This is a genomic window from Escherichia sp. GZ89 (assembly GCF_019366485.1).
Lineage (GTDB): Bacteria > Pseudomonadota > Gammaproteobacteria > Enterobacterales > Enterobacteriaceae > Escherichia > Escherichia fergusonii.
Genome location: NZ_JAEOHX010000009.1, coordinates 1 through 17,817, shown reverse-complemented (window position 1 = coordinate 17,817; position 17,817 = coordinate 1). Strand labels below are relative to the sequence as shown.

The 17,817-nt window shown below is 50.4% G+C and carries 18 protein-coding genes; 10 read left to right on the top strand and 8 right to left on the bottom strand.

Annotation, left to right across the window (positions count from 1 at the left end; genetic code table 11):
- Positions 1 to 33 precede the first annotated feature (33 nt).
- The gene (gene pgl / locus K0335_RS14865) at positions 34 to 1,029 is read right to left on the bottom strand and encodes a 6-phosphogluconolactonase (RefSeq protein ID WP_046082211.1); all 996 of its coding nucleotides are present in this window, start codon (positions 1,027 to 1,029) and stop codon (positions 34 to 36) included.
- A 166-nt stretch (positions 1,030 to 1,195) separates the two neighbouring features.
- Between pgl and K0335_RS14860 the strand changes: the two genes are divergently transcribed.
- On the top strand, positions 1,196 to 2,014 hold the full coding sequence (locus K0335_RS14860) for a pyridoxal phosphatase (protein WP_001276280.1): 819 nt from the start codon (positions 1,196 to 1,198) through the stop codon (positions 2,012 to 2,014).
- Here K0335_RS14860 and modC read toward each other — a convergent pair whose 3' ends face one another.
- From modC to K0335_RS14840, 4 genes are all read right to left on the bottom strand, one after another.
- Entirely contained in the window at positions 2,015 to 3,073 is a 1,059-nt protein-coding gene (gene modC / locus K0335_RS14855; RefSeq protein ID WP_000891656.1) for a molybdenum ABC transporter ATP-binding protein ModC, read from the bottom strand.
- A 2-nt stretch (positions 3,074 to 3,075) separates the two neighbouring features.
- Positions 3,076 to 3,765 carry a molybdate ABC transporter permease subunit gene (modB, locus tag K0335_RS14850; protein WP_000604030.1) on the bottom strand — a complete coding sequence of 230 codons (690 nt, stop codon included), beginning with the start codon at positions 3,763 to 3,765 and terminating at the stop codon, positions 3,076 to 3,078.
- On the bottom strand, positions 3,765 to 4,541 hold the full coding sequence (modA, locus tag K0335_RS14845; RefSeq protein WP_000057526.1) for a molybdate ABC transporter substrate-binding protein: 777 nt from the start codon (positions 4,539 to 4,541) through the stop codon (positions 3,765 to 3,767). Before modA ends, modB begins: the two co-directional genes overlap by 1 nt.
- 144 nt (positions 4,542 to 4,685) lie before the next feature.
- Complete coding sequence (locus K0335_RS14840; RefSeq protein WP_000891511.1) at positions 4,686 to 4,835, bottom strand: AcrZ family multidrug efflux pump-associated protein; 150 nt, start codon at positions 4,833 to 4,835, stop codon at positions 4,686 to 4,688.
- A gap of 128 nt (positions 4,836 to 4,963) precedes the next feature.
- Between K0335_RS14840 and modE the strand changes: the two genes are divergently transcribed.
- The 7 genes from modE (at position 4,964) to gpmA (ending at position 12,766) form a co-directional block, all read left to right on the top strand.
- The gene (gene modE, locus K0335_RS14835) at positions 4,964 to 5,752 is read left to right on the top strand and encodes a molybdenum-dependent transcriptional regulator (protein WP_001147427.1); all 789 of its coding nucleotides are present in this window, start codon (positions 4,964 to 4,966) and stop codon (positions 5,750 to 5,752) included.
- 67 nt (positions 5,753 to 5,819) lie between these two features.
- Positions 5,820 to 7,292, top strand: a complete 1,473-nt coding sequence (gene modF, locus K0335_RS14830) for a molybdate ABC transporter ATP-binding protein ModF (RefSeq protein ID WP_104919387.1) — start codon at positions 5,820 to 5,822, stop codon at positions 7,290 to 7,292.
- A 260-nt stretch (positions 7,293 to 7,552) separates the two neighbouring features.
- The gene (gene galE / locus K0335_RS14825) at positions 7,553 to 8,569 is read left to right on the top strand and encodes a UDP-glucose 4-epimerase GalE (protein WP_104919386.1); all 1,017 of its coding nucleotides are present in this window, start codon (positions 7,553 to 7,555) and stop codon (positions 8,567 to 8,569) included.
- A gap of 9 nt (positions 8,570 to 8,578) precedes the next feature.
- Entirely contained in the window at positions 8,579 to 9,625 is a 1,047-nt protein-coding gene (gene galT / locus K0335_RS14820) for a galactose-1-phosphate uridylyltransferase (RefSeq protein ID WP_000191513.1), read from the top strand.
- Positions 9,626 to 9,628: 3 nt separating this feature from the next.
- Positions 9,629 to 10,777 (top strand): galactokinase, encoded by a 1,149-nt coding sequence (gene galK / locus K0335_RS14815; RefSeq protein ID WP_104919385.1) that lies wholly within the window; start codon positions 9,629 to 9,631, stop codon positions 10,775 to 10,777.
- The gene (galM, locus tag K0335_RS14810; protein WP_000931389.1) at positions 10,771 to 11,811 is read left to right on the top strand and encodes a galactose-1-epimerase; all 1,041 of its coding nucleotides are present in this window, start codon (positions 10,771 to 10,773) and stop codon (positions 11,809 to 11,811) included. The genes galK and galM overlap by 7 nt, the downstream gene beginning before the upstream one ends.
- Positions 11,812 to 12,013: 202 nt before the next feature.
- Positions 12,014 to 12,766: a 2,3-diphosphoglycerate-dependent phosphoglycerate mutase gene (gene gpmA, locus K0335_RS14805; RefSeq protein WP_001295305.1), complete on the top strand. Its 753-nt coding sequence runs from the start codon at positions 12,014 to 12,016 to the stop codon at positions 12,764 to 12,766.
- A 140-nt stretch (positions 12,767 to 12,906) separates the two neighbouring features.
- On the opposite strand, the gene aroG is transcribed toward gpmA, so the two are convergent.
- Positions 12,907 to 13,959, bottom strand: a complete 1,053-nt coding sequence (gene aroG / locus K0335_RS14800) for a 3-deoxy-7-phosphoheptulonate synthase AroG (protein ID WP_001109201.1) — start codon at positions 13,957 to 13,959, stop codon at positions 12,907 to 12,909.
- Positions 13,960 to 14,274: 315 nt separating this feature from the next.
- Between aroG and K0335_RS14795 the strand changes: the two genes are divergently transcribed.
- Both K0335_RS14795 and zitB read left to right on the top strand, forming a co-directional pair.
- Complete coding sequence (locus tag K0335_RS14795; protein WP_000784342.1) at positions 14,275 to 14,655, top strand: YbgS-like family protein; 381 nt, start codon at positions 14,275 to 14,277, stop codon at positions 14,653 to 14,655.
- Between the two features lie 113 nt (positions 14,656 to 14,768).
- Positions 14,769 to 15,704, top strand: a complete 936-nt coding sequence (gene zitB, locus K0335_RS14790; protein ID WP_046076709.1) for a CDF family zinc transporter ZitB — start codon at positions 14,769 to 14,771, stop codon at positions 15,702 to 15,704.
- Here zitB and pnuC read toward each other — a convergent pair.
- Positions 15,701 to 16,420: a nicotinamide riboside transporter PnuC gene (gene pnuC / locus K0335_RS14785; RefSeq protein ID WP_000345421.1), complete on the bottom strand. Its 720-nt coding sequence runs from the start codon at positions 16,418 to 16,420 to the stop codon at positions 15,701 to 15,703. The genes zitB and pnuC overlap by 4 nt on opposite strands.
- A gap of 37 nt (positions 16,421 to 16,457) precedes the next feature.
- Positions 16,458 to 17,501 (bottom strand): quinolinate synthase NadA, encoded by a 1,044-nt coding sequence (nadA, locus tag K0335_RS14780; RefSeq protein ID WP_104919383.1) that lies wholly within the window; start codon positions 17,499 to 17,501, stop codon positions 16,458 to 16,460.
- Between the last annotated feature and the right edge of the window lie 316 nt (positions 17,502 to 17,817).

Sequence of the window (17,817 nt, the reverse complement as noted above, 5' to 3'; positions counted from 1 at the left end):
TTGCATAGCGGCCCTTTTATCCAAAGAGCTCAATTAATGAGCGTTCACCACGACCCACATCGGTCCTTGCCCTACCGCATAGCGACCTTTCTCTGTGAGTAAGCCCTGCTCACCGTGTATTTCATAGACTGCGATATGATGGGATTTCTGCCCGGCAGCGATTAAATATTTACCACTGTGATCAACATTAAAACCACGCGGCTGAGTTTCAGTGGACTGATAGCCTTCTTTCGTCAACACGCTACCATCTTCAGAAACACTAAACACCGTAATCAGACTGGCGGTACGATCACAGGCATACAGATGACGGCCATCCGGGGTGATGTGAATGTCTGCTGCCCAGCGGGTATCGGAGAAATCAGCAGGCATCATGTCCAGTGTCTGAACACATTCGATATTACCGTGCGGATCTTTAAGCTCCCAGACATCTACCGAACTGTTTAACTCATTGACGCAATATGCGTATTGTTCGTTCGGATGAAATACCATATGACGTGGGCCAGCGCCTTCAACAGTTGTTACTTCTGCCGGATCCTGGGCTGCAAGGTAACCATCATCGCTTACTGTAAACAGGCAAATGCGATCCTGTTTTAGTGCCGGCACCCAAAGAGTGCGATTATCCGGCGTGATATTCGCTGAGTGGCAACCATCCAGACCTTCCACAACATCGACGACTTCCACTGGCAGGCCATCCTCCAGACGAGTGACACTCACGCTGCCCGCATTGTATGAGCCAACAAACACAAAGCGTCCCTGGTGATCGGTGGAAATATGCGTCGGGCTGCCCGGTAAGGCGGATTCAGCGGCAAAAGTCAGTGCGCCATCATCGGGGGCGATTCGATAGGCCAGTACACGAAATTCAGGGCGCACGCCAACGTAGAGATAACGTTTATCCGGGCTTACGACCATCGGTTGCACCTGCCCCGGCACATCAACCACCTGAGTCAGCGTCAGAGCGCCATCATGATTCAGGTTCCAGACATGGATTTGCTGGCTCTCTGGGCTGGCGATATAAACGGTTTGTTTCATGAATGCTCCTTAACTTTTAGCATCTGGCTTGATTTGCGTAATACAGCTAAAACTAGTCGCTTTTGGCGTTCAATGCTGAATATACGCACAAAATTTTGTCTACTATCTGACTCGGTGTACCATTCGCGCAGACAAAACTCTTAACCTTAATCTGGAAAAATACCCCATGTCCGCTCGCGTGATTGCCCTTGATTTAGACGGAACGTTACTGACGCCGAAAAAGACATTACTCCCTTCTTCCCTTGAAGCGTTATCACGCGCCAGAGAAGCGGGATATCAACTTATCATTGTCACTGGTCGCCATCACGTCGCTATTCATCCTTTTTATCAGGCACTGGCATTAGATACACCTGCAATTTGCTGTAACGGAACCTATTTGTATGATTATCAAGCAAAAAAGGTGTTACAAGCCGATCCAATGCCTGTTGACCAGGCATTACAATTAATTGATTTGCTCAATCAGCATAATATTCCTGGCCTGATGTACGTCGATGATGCGATGGTGTATGAGCATCCTACCGGGCATGTTATTCGCACTTCTAACTGGGCTCAGACTCTGCCTGAACATCAGCGTCCTACTTTTACACAAGTGCCTTCACTGGCGCAGGCGGCACGTGATGTCAATGCCGTATGGAAGTTTGCATTAACCGATGAAGACCTGCCGAAATTACGCCAGTTCGCTAAGCAGGTGGAACAGCAGCTGGGCCTCGAATGCGAATGGTCATGGCATGACCAGGTGGATGTTGCACGCAAAGGTAATAGCAAAGGCAAACGCCTTACTCAATGGATCGAAGCGCAGGGCTGGTCGATGGAAAATGTTATTGCGTTTGGCGATAACTATAACGATATCAGCATGCTGGAAGCCGCAGGTACTGGTGTTGCTATGGGCAATGCAGATGATGCAGTGAAAGAACGTGCCAATATTGTGATTGGTGATAACACTACCGACAGCATTGCCCAGTTTATTTACAGCCGCCTGATTTGATCAGGCGGTTATCGACACACTCTTAATTTGTGCATACAACCACAGGCCAGGTTTGATCGCCAGTTCATCCCTGGCCCAGGGGCTAATTCGTGCCCACAACGTTTTCCCCCCCACCTCGAGTTGCACTTCCACCTGGCCATTATCGTCGTAACAGTGGGCGACTTTGGCCCGCAAAATATTGCGAATACTCGAATGCTGTGGAGGTTGTAACACCAGTGAGACATCTGACGCCTGAATACGAATACGCAACGTCGATTGCAGTGGTGCATCCAGTTTATTTACCCACAGATGTTGATCCCCCAACGCCAGCGCAGTCATTGCGTAATGGGGATGATGTTCCAGCACGTAGACTTTAAGAATGGTGCTCTGCTGCTCTTTGGGTAGCCACGGATGCATAACGCTACTGCTCCAGACCTCCTCCAGAGGGCCAAACGCCTTCACCTGCCCGTTTTCCAGCACCATCACCCGGTCTGCCAGATGTTGGATTTCATCCAGAGAATGGCTGACATAAAGCATGGGGATATTGATTTCCCGGGTCAGACGTTGCAGATAAGGCAACAGTTCTCGTTTACGCGGAATATCCAGTGACGCCAACGGCTCATCCAGCAGCAACAATTCCGGTGCTGTCAGGAGCGCCCGACCTATCGCCACCCGTTGTTTTTCACCACCTGAAAGACTTCCTGGCAGGCGATCAAGCAATGCTTCTATCCCTAACAATGCCACCAGCTTATCAAACTGACTGACCATGTTTTTCGCCATACCATAACGCAAGTTACCACGCACTTTGTAATGCGGGAACAGTCGCGCATCCTGGAAAACATAGCCCACCCGGCGCTGTTCCGGCGTCAAACAAATGCCTTTTTCGCAATCATTTAACACCCGACCATTGAGGACAATACGCCCTTGTTGCGGACGCGTCAGGCCACTTATCGCATTAATTAATGAGGTTTTCCCCGCCCCGGAGACACCAAATATCGCCGTGATCCCGGTTGCTGGTAACGTTTCGTTTACGCTCAGGCAGTGATTTCCCAGCGTCTGGGAGAAATTCAATTCCAGCATGATTATCTCCCCGTCCGTGCGCGACTGACCCGGGCCAGCCATTCAGAAATAAGCAGGGAGATCATTGCCAGTGCAATGGAGAGAAGACAAAGCCTTGCGGCTCCTGTTTCACCACCAGGCGTCTGAATCAAGGTATACATTGCTGAAGGAATGGTGCGCGTTTCACCAGGAATATTGGAAACGAAGGTAATGGTCGCGCCAAATTCACCAAGCGAACGGGCAAAAGCCAACACCGTACCGACAATAATGCCAGGTAAGGTCAGCGGTAAGGTAATGGTGAAGAAGACGCGCCAACGTCCGGCCCCCAGTGTTCTGGCCGCCTGCTCCAGTTTGATATCCACACTTTCCAGGGCCAGACGAATTGCCCGCACCATCAGGGGAAAGGACATCACCGCAGCAGCAAGCACCGCACCTCGCCAGCTAAAAGCGAAAGTAATGCCAAACCAGTCATACAGACGTTCGCCGATAAATCCACGTCGGCCCATTGAAATCAACAGCAAATAGCCCACCACGACTGGCGGTAACACCAGTGGCAGATGTAAGACACTGTCTAACAGAGCTTTGCCTGGGAAGGTACAACGCACCAGTAACCAGGCAAAAAAGATCCCAAACGGCAGGCTGAAAAGCACGGCCAGGGATGAAACTTTCAGGCTGAGTAAAACGGCCTGCCATTCTGGATCGGTCAGAATCATTACTTAGTTGTAAATCCGTAACGTTTAAAGATTTCAGCCGCTTGTGGCCCTTTCAGATAGTCATAAAACGCGGCTACCGTTGGGTTGTTGTGCCCTTTCACAATAGCAACCGGGTACTCTACTTTTTTATGAGTATCTTCCGGGAAGGTAGCTACGACTTTCACGCCTTTGCTGGCAACCGCATCAGAACCATAAACAATGCCCAGTGGCGCTTCATTGCGCTCTACCAGTGCCAGCGCACCGCGAACATCTTCTGCCGGAGCAAGTTTGCCTGAAAGGGTATCCCATGCGCCCAGTTTTTGCAGCGCTTCTTTGGCATAAATTCCGGCAGGAACGTGCTCAGGATCACCAACAGCCAGTCGTCCGCCATGTAACAACGTTGTCCAGTTTGTTTCTTTGTTGATGGTAAAATCTTGTTGCTCACTGGATTTCGGCGCGACAACTACAAGGCTATTACCTAGCAGAGTTTCACGTGTGGCCGTATCGATGGCTTTTTTATCGACGGCATAATCCATCCATTTTTGATCAGCAGAAATAAATAGATCAGCAGGAGCTCCCGCTTCAATCTGACGAGCCAGTGTCGAGGAAGAGGCAAAAGAGGAAACAACATCCACGTGTTTCTCTTTTTGGTATTGCGTTGCAATATCCTGCATCGCGTTAGTCAGCGAAGCCGCTGCAAAAACGGTTATTTTAGCGTCATCCGCTAATGCATGACTTGCAACACTTAAAGACAGTGCAGCTCCGGCAAAAAGGTGTAACCATTTCTTCTGTGCCATGATAAATCCTTATCCGTTTCGTTATGTTCGTCAGAATATAACGGTAATCTCAGGATTTTCCTAGGGGGTTGTTAACCCTGGCAGGCACTGCGGTGAAATAAGGGAATAATGAAAACGCCCGACTGAGCGGGCGTTAAGGGAAAATCAATGATTTTGTCTGGACTGGTCTTTCTGACCGATGCCGGAGAAAATGTTAAACACTTCACCAAGACCGTAGATCAAACCCAGGATGATTGCCATCACAATAGGTACCATGATTACGGCGAAAACCAGACTTTTCAATAACTCTAACATGGTTAACTCCAGATGTAGTCCTTTGTTTATTCTAACCGTATAACGCAGAAAAGCACTCCCCTTTTGTGCGGTCGTCTTTGCGCGACAGTGGTTTTCCGTCACAATAGTCTTTTTATCAGGACATTGTTATGCAGGCCGAAATCCTTCTTACCCTGAAACTTCAGCAAAAATTGTTCGCCGATCCGCGCCGGATTTCGCTACTAAAACACATCGCACTTTCTGGTTCTATCAGCCAGGGAGCGAAAGATGCAGGAATCAGCTATAAAAGCGCCTGGGATGCCATCAACGAAATGAACAAACTGAGCGAGCATTCGCTGGTTGACCGCGCTACTGGCGGAAAAGGCGGTGGTGGTGCGGTACTGACTCGTTACGGTCAGCGACTGATTCAGCTTTATGATTTGTTGGCACAAATTCAACAAAAAGCATTCGATGTTTTAAGCGATGACGATGCTCTGCCACTCGATAGCCTGCTGGCGGCGATCTCCCGTTTTTCCCTGCAAACCAGCGCCCGTAATCAGTGGTTTGGCACCATAACTGCCCGCGATCACCATCAAGTACAGGAACATGTCGATGTATTACTGGCTGATGGAAAAACGCGATTAAAAGTCGCTATCACCGCTCGTAGTAGTGAGCGCCTTGGTCTGGAAGAAGGTAAAGAAGTTCTGATTCTGCTTAAAGCACCGTGGGTCGGTATTACTCAGGAGACGAGTGTTGCCATGGCTGCTGACAACCAGTTGCCGGGTATTATTAGTTATATAGAACGAGGCGAGGAGCAGTGCGAAGTGTTGATGACGTTACCAGATGGACAAACACTTTGTGCCACCGTACCGACAGAAAAATCGGCAAACCTACAAGAAGGTAGTTCTGTGACTGCATATTTTAATGCCGACCGGGTGATTATCGCGACCTTGTGCTAAGCACATTGACAATCTTTGCTGGAACACGTATCCCTGTCAGTAATCGCTGCAAAAAATGGGATATAAAATGTCATCGTTGCAAATTTTGCAAGGCACGTTTCGTCTTGGCGACACAAAAACGCTGCAATTGCCTCAGCTAACGTTAAACGCGGGTGATAGTTGGGCGTTTGTCGGTTCTAATGGCAGCGGGAAATCGGCGCTGGCCCGCGCGCTGGCGGGGGAACTTCCGCTTTTGAAAGGTGAACGGCAAAGTCAGTTTTCCCATATTACTCGTCTCTCCTTCGAGCAATTGCAAAAGCTCGTCAGCGACGAATGGCTGCGGAATAACACCGATATGCTCGCCCCTGGCGAAGATGACACCGGGCGTACCACGGCTGAAATCATTCAGGATGAAGTAAAGGATGCACCGCGTTGCATACAACTGGCGCAGCAGTTCGGTATTACCGCCCTCCTCGACCGACGCTTTAAATACCTTTCCACTGGCGAGACGCGAAAAACCCTGCTCTGTCAGGCGCTGATGTCGGAGCCAGACTTGTTGATTCTTGATGAGCCGTTCGATGGCCTGGATGCTGCCTCACGTCAGCATCTGGCTGAGCGACTCGCCTCGTTACATCAGTCCGGTATTACTCTGGTACTGGTGCTCAATCGCTTCGATGAGATCCCGGAATTTGTCCAGTTTGCTGGCGTGCTGGCGGATTGCACGTTAGCGGAAACTGGCGCTAAAGAGGAACTGCTCCAACAAGCACTCGTCGCGCAACTGGCGCATAGCGAACAGCTTGAAGGTGTGCAACTGCCGGAGCCAGATGAACCTTCAGCACGTCACGCCTTACCCGCCAACGAACCGCGCATTGTGCTGAAAAATGGCGTGGTTTCTTATAACGATCGCCCCATTCTTAATAACCTTAGCTGGCAGGTGAATCCAGGCGAACACTGGCAAATTGTCGGGCCAAATGGCGCGGGAAAATCGACGCTATTAAGCCTGATTACTGGCGATCATCCGCAAGGTTACAGCAACGATTTAACGCTTTTTGGACGACGTCGCGGCAGCGGCGAAACCATCTGGGATATCAAAAAGCATATCGGTTACGTCAGCAGTAGTTTGCATCTGGATTACCGGGTCAGCACTACCGTGCGTAATGTGATCCTTTCTGGCTATTTTGATTCGATTGGCATTTATCAGGCCGTTTCAGATCGCCAGCAAAAACTGGTGCAGCAGTGGCTGGATATTCTCGGCATTGATAAACGCACGGCTGACGCGCCTTACCATAGTCTTTCCTGGGGACAGCAACGTCTGGCGCTGATCGTTCGCGCACTGGTGAAGCATCCGACTTTGCTTATTCTTGATGAACCTTTACAGGGACTTGATCCACTCAATCGCCAGCTTATCCGCCGTTTTGTTGATGTGCTGATTAGCGAAGGTGAAACGCAATTATTGTTTGTTTCACACCACGCCGAAGATGCGCCCGCCTGTATTTCCCATCGTCTTGAGTTCGTGGCGGACGGTGACCTCTATCGTTATGCGCTGACAAAAATAAACTGAGTCGGTAATGCTGACTGTACCGGAGGCGGCCTTAGCGCCCTCTCCGGCCTAAAGTTCGACACATCCAGGTATGAAACCGCGTCTTTTTTCAGATAAAAAGCGCAATCATTCATAAACCCTCTGTTTTATAATCACTTAATCGCGCATAAAAAACGGCTAAATTCTTGTGTAAACGATTCCACTAATTTATTCCATGTCACACTTTTCGCATCTTTGTTATGCTATGGTTATTTCATACCATAAGCCTAATGGAGCGAATTATGAGAGTTCTGGTTACCGGTGGTAGCGGTTACATTGGAAGTCATACCTGTGTGCAATTACTGCAAAACGGTCATGATGTCATCATTCTTGATAACCTCTGTAACAGTAAGCGCAGCGTACTGCCTGTTATCGAGCGTTTAGGCGGCAAACATCCAACGTTTGTTGAAGGCGATATCCGTAACGAAGCGTTGATGACCGAAATCCTGCACGATCACGCTATCGACACCGTGATCCACTTTGCCGGGCTGAAAGCCGTTGGCGAATCGGTACAAAAACCGCTGGAATATTACGACCACAATGTCAACGGCACCCTGCGCCTGATTAGCGCCATGCGCGCCGCTAACGTCAAAAACTTTATCTTCAGCTCCTCCGCCACCGTTTATGGCGATCAGCCCAAAATTCCATACGTTGAAAGCTTCCCGACCGGCACACCACAAAGTCCTTACGGCAAAAGCAAGCTGATGGTGGAACAGATCCTCACCGATCTGCAAAAAGCCCAGCCGGACTGGAGCATTGCCCTGCTGCGCTATTTCAACCCGGTTGGCGCGCATCCGTCGGGCGATATGGGCGAAGATCCGCAAGGTATTCCGAATAACCTGATGCCATACATCGCCCAGGTTGCTGTAGGCCGTCGCGACTCGCTGGCGATTTTTGGTAACGATTATCCGACCGAAGATGGTACTGGCGTGCGTGATTACATCCACGTAATGGATCTGGCGGACGGACACGTCGTGGCGATGGAAAAACTGGCGAACAAGCCAGGCGTACACATCTACAACCTCGGCGCTGGCGTAGGCAGCAGCGTGCTGGACGTGGTGAATGCCTTCAGTAAAGCCTGCGGCAAACCGGTTAACTATCATTTTGCACCGCGTCGCGAGGGCGATCTTCCGGCCTACTGGGCGGACGCCAGCAAAGCCGACCGTGAACTGAACTGGCGCGTAACGCGCACACTCGATGAAATGGCGCAGGACACCTGGCACTGGCAGTCACGCCATCCACAGGGATATCCCGATTAAGGAACGACCATGACGCAATTTAACCCCGTTGATCATCCACATCGCCGCTATAACCCGCTCACCGGGCAATGGATTCTGGTGTCACCGCACCGCGCTAAGCGCCCCTGGCAGGGGGCGCAGGAAACGCCAGCCAAACAGGTGTTACCTGCGCACGATCCAGATTGCTTCCTCTGCGCAGGTAATGTGCGGGTGACAGGCGATAAAAACCCCGATTACACCGGGACTTACGTTTTCACTAATGACTTTGCGGCCTTGATGTCTGACACGCCAGATGCGCCAGAAAGCAACGATCCTTTGATGCGTTGTCAGAGCGCGCGCGGTACCAGCCGGGTGATCTGCTTTTCACCGGATCACAGTAAAACGCTGCCAGAACTGAGCGTTGCGGCATTGACGGAAATCGTCAAAACCTGGCAGGAGCAAACCGCAGAACTGGGGAAAACATACCCGTGGGTGCAGGTCTTTGAAAACAAAGGCGCGGCGATGGGCTGCTCTAACCCGCATCCGCACGGACAGATTTGGGCAAATAGCTTCCTGCCTAACGAAGCTGAGCGCGAAGACCGCCTGCAAAAAGAATATTTCGCCGGGCAGAAATCACCAATGCTGGTGGATTATGTTCAGCGCGAGCTGGCAGACGGTAGCCGTACCGTTGTCGAAACCGAACACTGGTTAGCCGTTGTGCCTTACTGGGCTGCCTGGCCGTTCGAAACGCTACTGCTGCCCAAAGCCCACGTTTTGCGGATCACCGATTTGACCGACGCCCAGCGCAGCGATTTGGCTCTGGCGTTGAAAAAGCTGACCAGCCGTTATGACAACCTCTTCCAGTGCTCCTTCCCCTATTCTATGGGCTGGCACGGCGCGCCATTTACTGGCGAAGAGAATCAACACTGGCAGCTGCACGCACACTTTTATCCACCTCTGTTGCGCTCCGCCACCGTACGTAAATTTATGGTTGGTTATGAAATGCTGGCAGAAACCCAGCGTGACCTGACGGCTGAACAGGCAGCAGAGCGTTTGCGCGCAGTCAGCGATATCCATTTTCGCGAATCCGGAGTGTAAGTAATGAGTCTGAAAGAAAAAACACAATCTCTGTTTGCCAATGCATTTGGCTACCCTGCCACTCATACCATTCAGGCGCCTGGCCGCGTGAATCTTATTGGCGAACACACCGACTACAACGACGGTTTCGTTCTGCCCTGCGCAATTGATTATCAAACCGTCATTAGCTGTGCGCCACGTGATGACCGTAACGTTCGCGTGATGGCAGCCGATTATGAAAATCAGCTTGACGAGTTTTCCCTTGATGCGCCTATTGTCGCACATGAAAACTATCAATGGGCTAACTACGTCCGTGGCGTAGTGAAACATCTGCAACTGCGTAACAACAACTTTGGCGGTGTGGACATGGTGATCAGCGGCAATGTGCCGCAGGGTGCAGGGTTAAGTTCTTCCGCTTCACTGGAAGTCGCGGTCGGAACCGTATTGCAGCAACTTTATCATCTGCCGCTGGACGGCGCACAAATCGCACTTAACGGCCAGGAAGCAGAAAACCAGTTTGTTGGCTGTAACTGTGGGATCATGGATCAGCTGATTTCCGCGCTCGGCAAAAAAGATCATGCCTTGCTGATCGATTGCCGCTCACTGGGCACCAAAGCGGTTTCCATGCCGAAAGGTGTGGCTGTCGTCATCATCAACAGTAACTTCAAACGTACCCTGGTTGGCAGCGAATACAACACCCGTCGTGAACAGTGCGAAACCGGCGCGCGTTTCTTCCAGCAGCCAGCCCTGCGCGATGTCACTATTGAGGAGTTCAACGCTGTTGCACATGAACTGGACCCGATCGTGGCGAAACGCGTGCGTCATATCCTGACTGAAAACGCCCGTACCGTTGAAGCAGCCAGCGCACTGGAGCAAGGCGACCTGAAACGTATGGGCGAGTTGATGGCGGAGTCTCATGCTTCTATGCGCGATGATTTCGAAATCACCGTGCCGCAAATTGACACTCTGGTAGAAATCGTCAAAGCTGTGATTGGCGACAAAGGTGGCGTACGCATGACCGGCGGCGGATTTGGCGGCTGTATCGTCGCGCTGATCCCGGAAGAGCTGGTGCCTGCCGTACAGCAGGCTGTCGCTGAACAATATGAAACAAAAACAGGTATTAAAGAGACTTTTTACGTTTGTAAACCATCACAAGGAGCAGGACAGTGCTGAACGAAACTCCCGCACTGGCACCCGATGGTCAGCCGTACCGACTGTTAACTTTGCGTAACAACGCAGGGATGGTAGTCACGCTGATGGACTGGGGTGCGACTTTACTTTCCGCCCGTATTCCGCTTTCCGATGGCAGCGTCCGCGAGGCGCTGCTTGGCTGCGCCAGCCCGGAATGCTATCAGGATCAGGCCGCGTTTCTGGGGGCCTCTATTGGTCGTTATGCCAACCGCATCGCCAATAGCCGTTATACCTTTGACGGTGAAACCGTAACGCTTTCGCCAAGTCAGGGCGTCAACCAGCTGCACGGCGGCCCGGAAGGGTTCGACAAACGTCGCTGGCAGATTGTGAACCAGAACGATCGTCAGGTGCTGTTTGCCTTGAGTTCAGATGATGGCGATCAGGGCTTTCCGGGGAATCTCGGCGCGACAGTGCAGTATCGTCTGACCGACGATAACCGTATCTCTATTACTTATCGCGCCACGGTTGATAAACCTTGCCCGGTGAATATGACTAACCACGTCTATTTCAACCTCGACGGCGAGCAGTCTGACGTACGCAATCACAAGCTACAGATTCTGGCAGACGAATATCTGCCGGTTGATGAAGGCGGCATTCCGCACGACGGCCTGAAATCTGTCGCCGGAACGTCTTTTGATTTCCGCAGCGCCAAAATCATCGCCAGTGAATTTCTTGCCGACGATGATCAGCGCAAAGTGAAAGGTTACGATCACGCGTTCTTGTTACAGGCTAAAGGTGATGGCAAGAAAGTGGCGGCGCATGTCTGGTCAGCAGATGAAAAATTGCAACTGAAGGTCTACACCACCGCTCCGGCTCTGCAATTTTACTCCGGCAACTTCCTTGGTGGCACGCCGTCACGGGGAACTGAACCTTACGCCGACTGGCAGGGTCTGGCGCTGGAAAGCGAGTTCCTGCCGGACAGCCCAAACCACCCTGAATGGCCGCAACCGGACTGCTTCCTGCGTCCTGGCGAAGAGTATTCCAGCCTGACTGAATATCAGTTTATAGCTGAATAACTTTAAGCCCTCGCGATGAGGGCTTTCTCCTTATATTGCTCAAATCACCAGCAAACACCGACATATTTGCAACTCAATATTCACAACAACCTTACACTGCGACACTATTTTCGCTATGGTTATGCGTAAGCATTGCTGTTGCTTCGTCACGGCAATATAATGAGAATTATTATCATTAAAAGATGATTTGAGGAGTAAGTATATGGCTGTAACTAAGCTGGTTCTGGTTCGTCATGGCGAAAGTCAGTGGAACAAAGAAAACCGTTTCACCGGTTGGTACGACGTGGATCTGTCTGAGAAAGGCGTAAGCGAAGCAAAAGCAGCTGGTAAGCTGCTGAAAGAGGAAGGTTACAGCTTTGACTTTGCTTACACCTCTGTGCTGAAACGCGCTATCCATACCCTGTGGAATGTGCTGGACGAACTGGATCAGGCATGGCTGCCCGTTGAGAAATCCTGGAAACTGAACGAACGTCACTACGGTGCGTTGCAGGGTCTGAACAAAGCGGAAACCGCTGAAAAATATGGTGACGAGCAGGTGAAACAGTGGCGTCGTGGTTTTGCGGTAACTCCGCCGGAACTGACTAAAGATGATGAGCGTTATCCGGGCCACGATCCACGTTACGCAAAGCTGAGCGAGAAAGAGCTGCCGCTGACGGAAAGCCTGGCGCTGACCATTGACCGCGTGATCCCTTACTGGAATGAAACTATTCTGCCGCGAATGAAGAGCGGTGAGCGCGTGATCATCGCCGCACACGGTAACTCGTTACGTGCGCTGGTGAAATATCTCGATAATATGAGCGAAGAAGAGATTCTTGAGCTGAATATCCCGACTGGCGTGCCACTGGTTTATGAATTCGACGAGAATTTCAAACCGCTGAAACGCTATTATCTGGGTAATGCTGACGAGATCGCGGCGAAAGCAGCGGCCGTTGCTAACCAGGGTAAAGCGAAGTAAACGTCATTCGCTTAAAAATGAGAAAGCCGACTGCAATTGAGTCGGCTTTTTTATCGCTTACAATGGAGCACATTGCCTGATGCGACGCTGCGCGCCTTATCAGGGTTACAAACGTACAGTCATGGCGATTCGACTATAAATTACCCGCGACGCGCTTTTACTGCATTCGCCAGTTGACGTAACAGAGCATCGGTATCCTCCCAGCCAATGCAGGCATCGGTGATGCTCTTGCCATAGGCCAGCGGTTCCCCGCTCTCCAGGCTCTGATTGCCTTCCACCAGATGGCTTTCCACCATCACACCAATAATGGCTTTTTCGCCACTGGCAATCTGCTGGCAAACGTCAGCACAAACATCCATCTGCTTTTTAAACTGTTTGGACGAGTTGGCATGGCTGAAATCGATCATCACCTGCGCTGGCAGGCCTGCTTTGTTCAGCCCTTCTTTCACTTCTGCGACATGTTTCGCACTGTAATTAGGCTCTTTACCGCCGCGCAGAATGATATGGCAATCGCCATTACCGCTGGTGTTCACGATCGCCGAATGCCCCCATTTAGTCACTGACAGGAAGCAGTGCGGCGCACCGGCGGCATTTATGGCATCGATAGCCACTTTAATCGTACCGTCGGTGCCATTTTTAAAACCTACCGGACAAGAAAGACCAGACGCCAGCTCACGGTGCACCTGCGATTCCGTTGTACGTGCGCCAATTGCTCCCCAGCTCATCAGGTCCGCGAGATATTGCGGGGTGATCATATCCAGGAATTCACCCGCTGCTGGCAGACCGCTATCGTTAATATCGAGCAGCAATTTACGGGCAATACGCAAGCCGTCGTTGATCTGGAAGCTGTTATCCATATGCGGATCGTTAATCAGCCCTTTCCAGCCCACTGTGGTACGCGGCTTTTCAAAGTAGACGCGCATTACGATTTCCAGCTCATCTTTTAGCTCTTCACGCAGCGCCAGCAAGCGAGTGGCATACTCTTTAGCCGCGACGGGATCATGAATAGAACACGGACCAATCACCACCAACAGGCGATCATCATTACCTTTCAGGATCTTATGGATCGCTTTTCGGGCATGGGCAACCGTATTCGCGGCATTTTCAGTAGCAGGGAATTTTTCCAGCAATGCGACAGGAGGAAGTAACTCTTTGATTTCTTTGATGCGTAAATCGTCGTTCTGATAATTCATGTCTGTTCCAGTGTTGCCATACTTATCTTAGTGAATGCAATACTTCCAATCTATATCTTCCGTCAGAATGTGTAAACGGGGTTTTACACTATGAACGGATTAATCCTGGAATTAGCAAGAAAAACGCCAGATTGTCGCGAAAAACGAGATCTCTCCTACAATTTCTAACTGTAACTCCTTTGTTTGTTAATTATTTCAAGATTCTCTGCTGCGTTTTATAACCTGGCTGAAATCTTAAACCATTGCCTTATATTCACCTGCAAATGCACTGTTGGAAGAGGTTATCCGACATAACGACCATAACAGGAGCATCCTATGAAAATGACAAAACTGGCCACACTATTTCTGACTGCCACTCTAAGCCTTGCCAGCGGAGCCGCACTGGCTGCCGATAGCGGAGCGCAAAGCAATAACGGCCAGGCAAACGCCGCGGCAGATGCGGGCCAGGTTGCCCCGGACGCTCGTGAAAATGTCGCGCCAAATAACGTCGACAATAACGGGGTAAATACCGGTTCTGGTGGCACAATGCTGCATCCGGATGGTTCTTCAATGAACAATGACGGCATGACCAAAGATGAAGAGCACAAAAACACCATGTGCAAAGATGGTCGCTGCCCGGATATTAATAAAAAAGTCCAAACCGGTGATGGCATCAACAATGATGTTGATACCAAAACCGACGGTACCACCCAGTAACGTTACAAAGTAGCCAATATTGGGAGAGCGGAGTCTCTCCTTTTTTATTTTTCTCTTCTAAAAGCAGTATGATGTCATAAAGTTAAGTGAGAATAATTAAGGGATGACTCGTCATGGCACACTCACACAGTTCCTCACACCTGCCAGAAGATAATAATGCTCGTCGCTTGTTATATGCTTTCGGCGTGACTGCCGGGTTTATGCTGGTAGAAGTCATTGGTGGTTTTCTTTCCGGTTCTCTGGCATTGCTGGCCGATGCGGGTCATATGTTGACCGATACTGCCGCCCTGCTTTTCGCCCTACTCGCCGTGCAATTTTCACGTCGCCCTCCCACCATTCGCCACACTTTCGGTTGGCTAAGATTGACCACGCTCGCGGCGTTTGTGAATGCTATTGCTCTGGTGGTGATTACCATTTTGATTGTCTGGGAGGCGATAGAACGCTTCCGCACGCCGCGTCCGGTCGAGGGTGGCATGATGATGGCTATTGCCGTGGCTGGGCTGCTGGCAAATATACTTTCTTTCTGGTTACTTCATCACGGCAGCGAAGAGAAAAACCTCAACGTGCGCGCAGCGGCACTGCATGTGCTCGGAGACCTGCTGGGTTCGGTTGGGGCTATTATTGCCGCGTTGATTATTATCTGGACCGGCTGGACACCTGCTGACCCCATTCTCTCAATACTGGTATCGCTTCTGGTTCTGCGTAGCGCCTGGCGGCTATTGAAAGACAGCGTGAATGAATTACTTGAAGGTGCGCCAGTTTCGCTGGATATCGCTGAAATGAAACGTCGTATGTGCCGGGAAATTCCGGAAGTCCGTAATGTACACCATGTGCATGTTTGGATGGTGGGTGAAAAGCCAGTGATGACACTACATGTACAGGTGATCCCGCCACACGATCACGACGCGTTGTTGGATCAGATCCAACATTATCTGATGGATCACTATCAGATTGCACACGCCACCATCCAGATGGAATATCAACCTTGTCATGGGCCAGACTGCCACCTGAATGAAGTGGTGTCTGGCCACTCGCATCATCACCATTAATGGGACAGCGCGCGTGAACCTCTTTCATGCGCGCTGTTAATCCACATCCGACTGCCGTTAAGGGCAATAAACGTCAGGATAATGTACTCCAGCGACATGGCATAAACGCCCTGAAGTGCAAAAATAACGACGCTAATCACGTTAATAATCACCCACAATAGCCAGTTTTCCACATACTTACGCGTCATCAGTATCATTGCCACGATAGATAACACCATCATGCAGGAATCCCAGAACGGGAAGGCATCCGGTTGCAGTTCAGGCATTGCAACCTGTAATCCTAACGCTTGCATGATCATAACTGCCAGGCGGGTCAGAAATGCAAACACTGGGTTGATAAATACCGTCATCAGGCCAATCGAAATAACGCAAACTGCCAACCAGGTTAACGCCTTCGGTAGTGGCAGCCAGCGAATTTTTAACTCAGCCTCGTTCTGACTGGTTTGTCGCGACCACGCATACCAGCCGTAAATATTCGCGGCAAAGAAAAACACCTGTAGTAGCAGGCTGGCATACAGCTGAATCTGAAAGAAAATAATGCCAAACAGGGTAACGTTGATCAGGCCAAAGAAGTAGTTGCTGATCTTCTCCAGACTGGCGAGGCCAATACACAGCAACCCGGCGATCGTGCCTACCGCTTCGATCCATGAGAGATCATAACCGCCAGCACCTATTGGTATATGTACCAGGATATTCTGCACACTAAAAAAATCCATCTTTCCCCCAAAGCGTAACCTGACGCCTTATTATCAGTTATCCACGTAGTGTAGCCGCAAAATCCAGCATACGATTAAGCGGCACCAGCGCCCTCTCTCGCAGCCTTTCATCAACATGAACCTCGTGATTGCTTTCTTCCTGTTCTAATGCTTCTGCGATGGCCTGAAGGCCATTCATCGCCATCCACGGACAATGCGCGCAGCTGCGGCAGGTAGCACCCTCGCCTGCGGTTGGTGCTTCCAGTAACTCTTTATCTGGCACTGCCTGCTGCATTTTGTAGAAAATACCCCGATCGGTTGCTACGATAAGCCGCTGATGTGGCAATGTTTTCGCAGCAGCGATCAGTTGACTGGTGGAACCGACCGCATCTGCCATATCTACAATAGCTTGTGGTGATTCTGGATGCACCAGTATGGCAGCATCCGGGTATTGTTTTTGCAAGCGGGTTAACGCCTGAGTCTTAAATTCATCATGCACAATGCAGGCACCCTGCCAGCATAAAATGTCTGCGCCCGTCTGTTTTTGCACGTAACGCCCCAGATGTTTGTCGGGTGCCCAGATGATTTTTTCCCCCAAACTATCCAGATGATCAATAAGTTCGACGGCAATGCTTGAAGTTACCACCCAATCTGCGCGCGCTTTTACCGCCGCAGAAGTGTTGGCGTAGACGACGACAGTACGGTCGGGATGGGCATCGCAAAATGCGTTAAATTGATCAACAGGGCAACCGAGATCCAGTGAACATTCAGCCTGAAGTGTCGGCATCAGAATTGTTTTTTCCGGACTGAGAATCTTGGCGGTTTCTCCCATAAATCTCACCCCAGCGACTAACAACGTAGAAGCGGGATGCTTTGCACCGAAGCGCGCCATTTCCAGAGAATCAGAAATACAGCCACCGGTTTCTTCTGCCAGTTGTTGAATTTCGGGGTCGGTATAGTAGTGGGCAACCATCACCGCATTACGTTCTTTTAGCAGACGTTTTATCTTCTCGCGGTAATACGCTTTTTCATCAATGCTTAACGGCGTCGGTTTCGGGGGGAAAGGATAAATCGCCGTGTCTGGATCAAACATCACGCTCATCTCACCATCTCGTTTTACAGGCTTAACGTTAAAACCGACATAAGCGTGATATTCGCTGTTATCGGCATAATTTGTTTTATATGCTAAACAAGATAGTCGAATGGTAGGGAAAAGTCACTCGAATTACGTATGAGATGCCGAATGCCACACTTTGCGTCTTATTCCTCCGACGTAGAGTCGTTTACGCAGCAAGCGCGGAGTATGTCATCAGGGTCAAGAATTGAAATTGAGAGATGCCTGAATAGCAAAAAAGCGCCTTTAGGGCGCTTTTTTACATTGGTGGGTCGTGCAGGATTCGAACCTGCGACCAATTGAT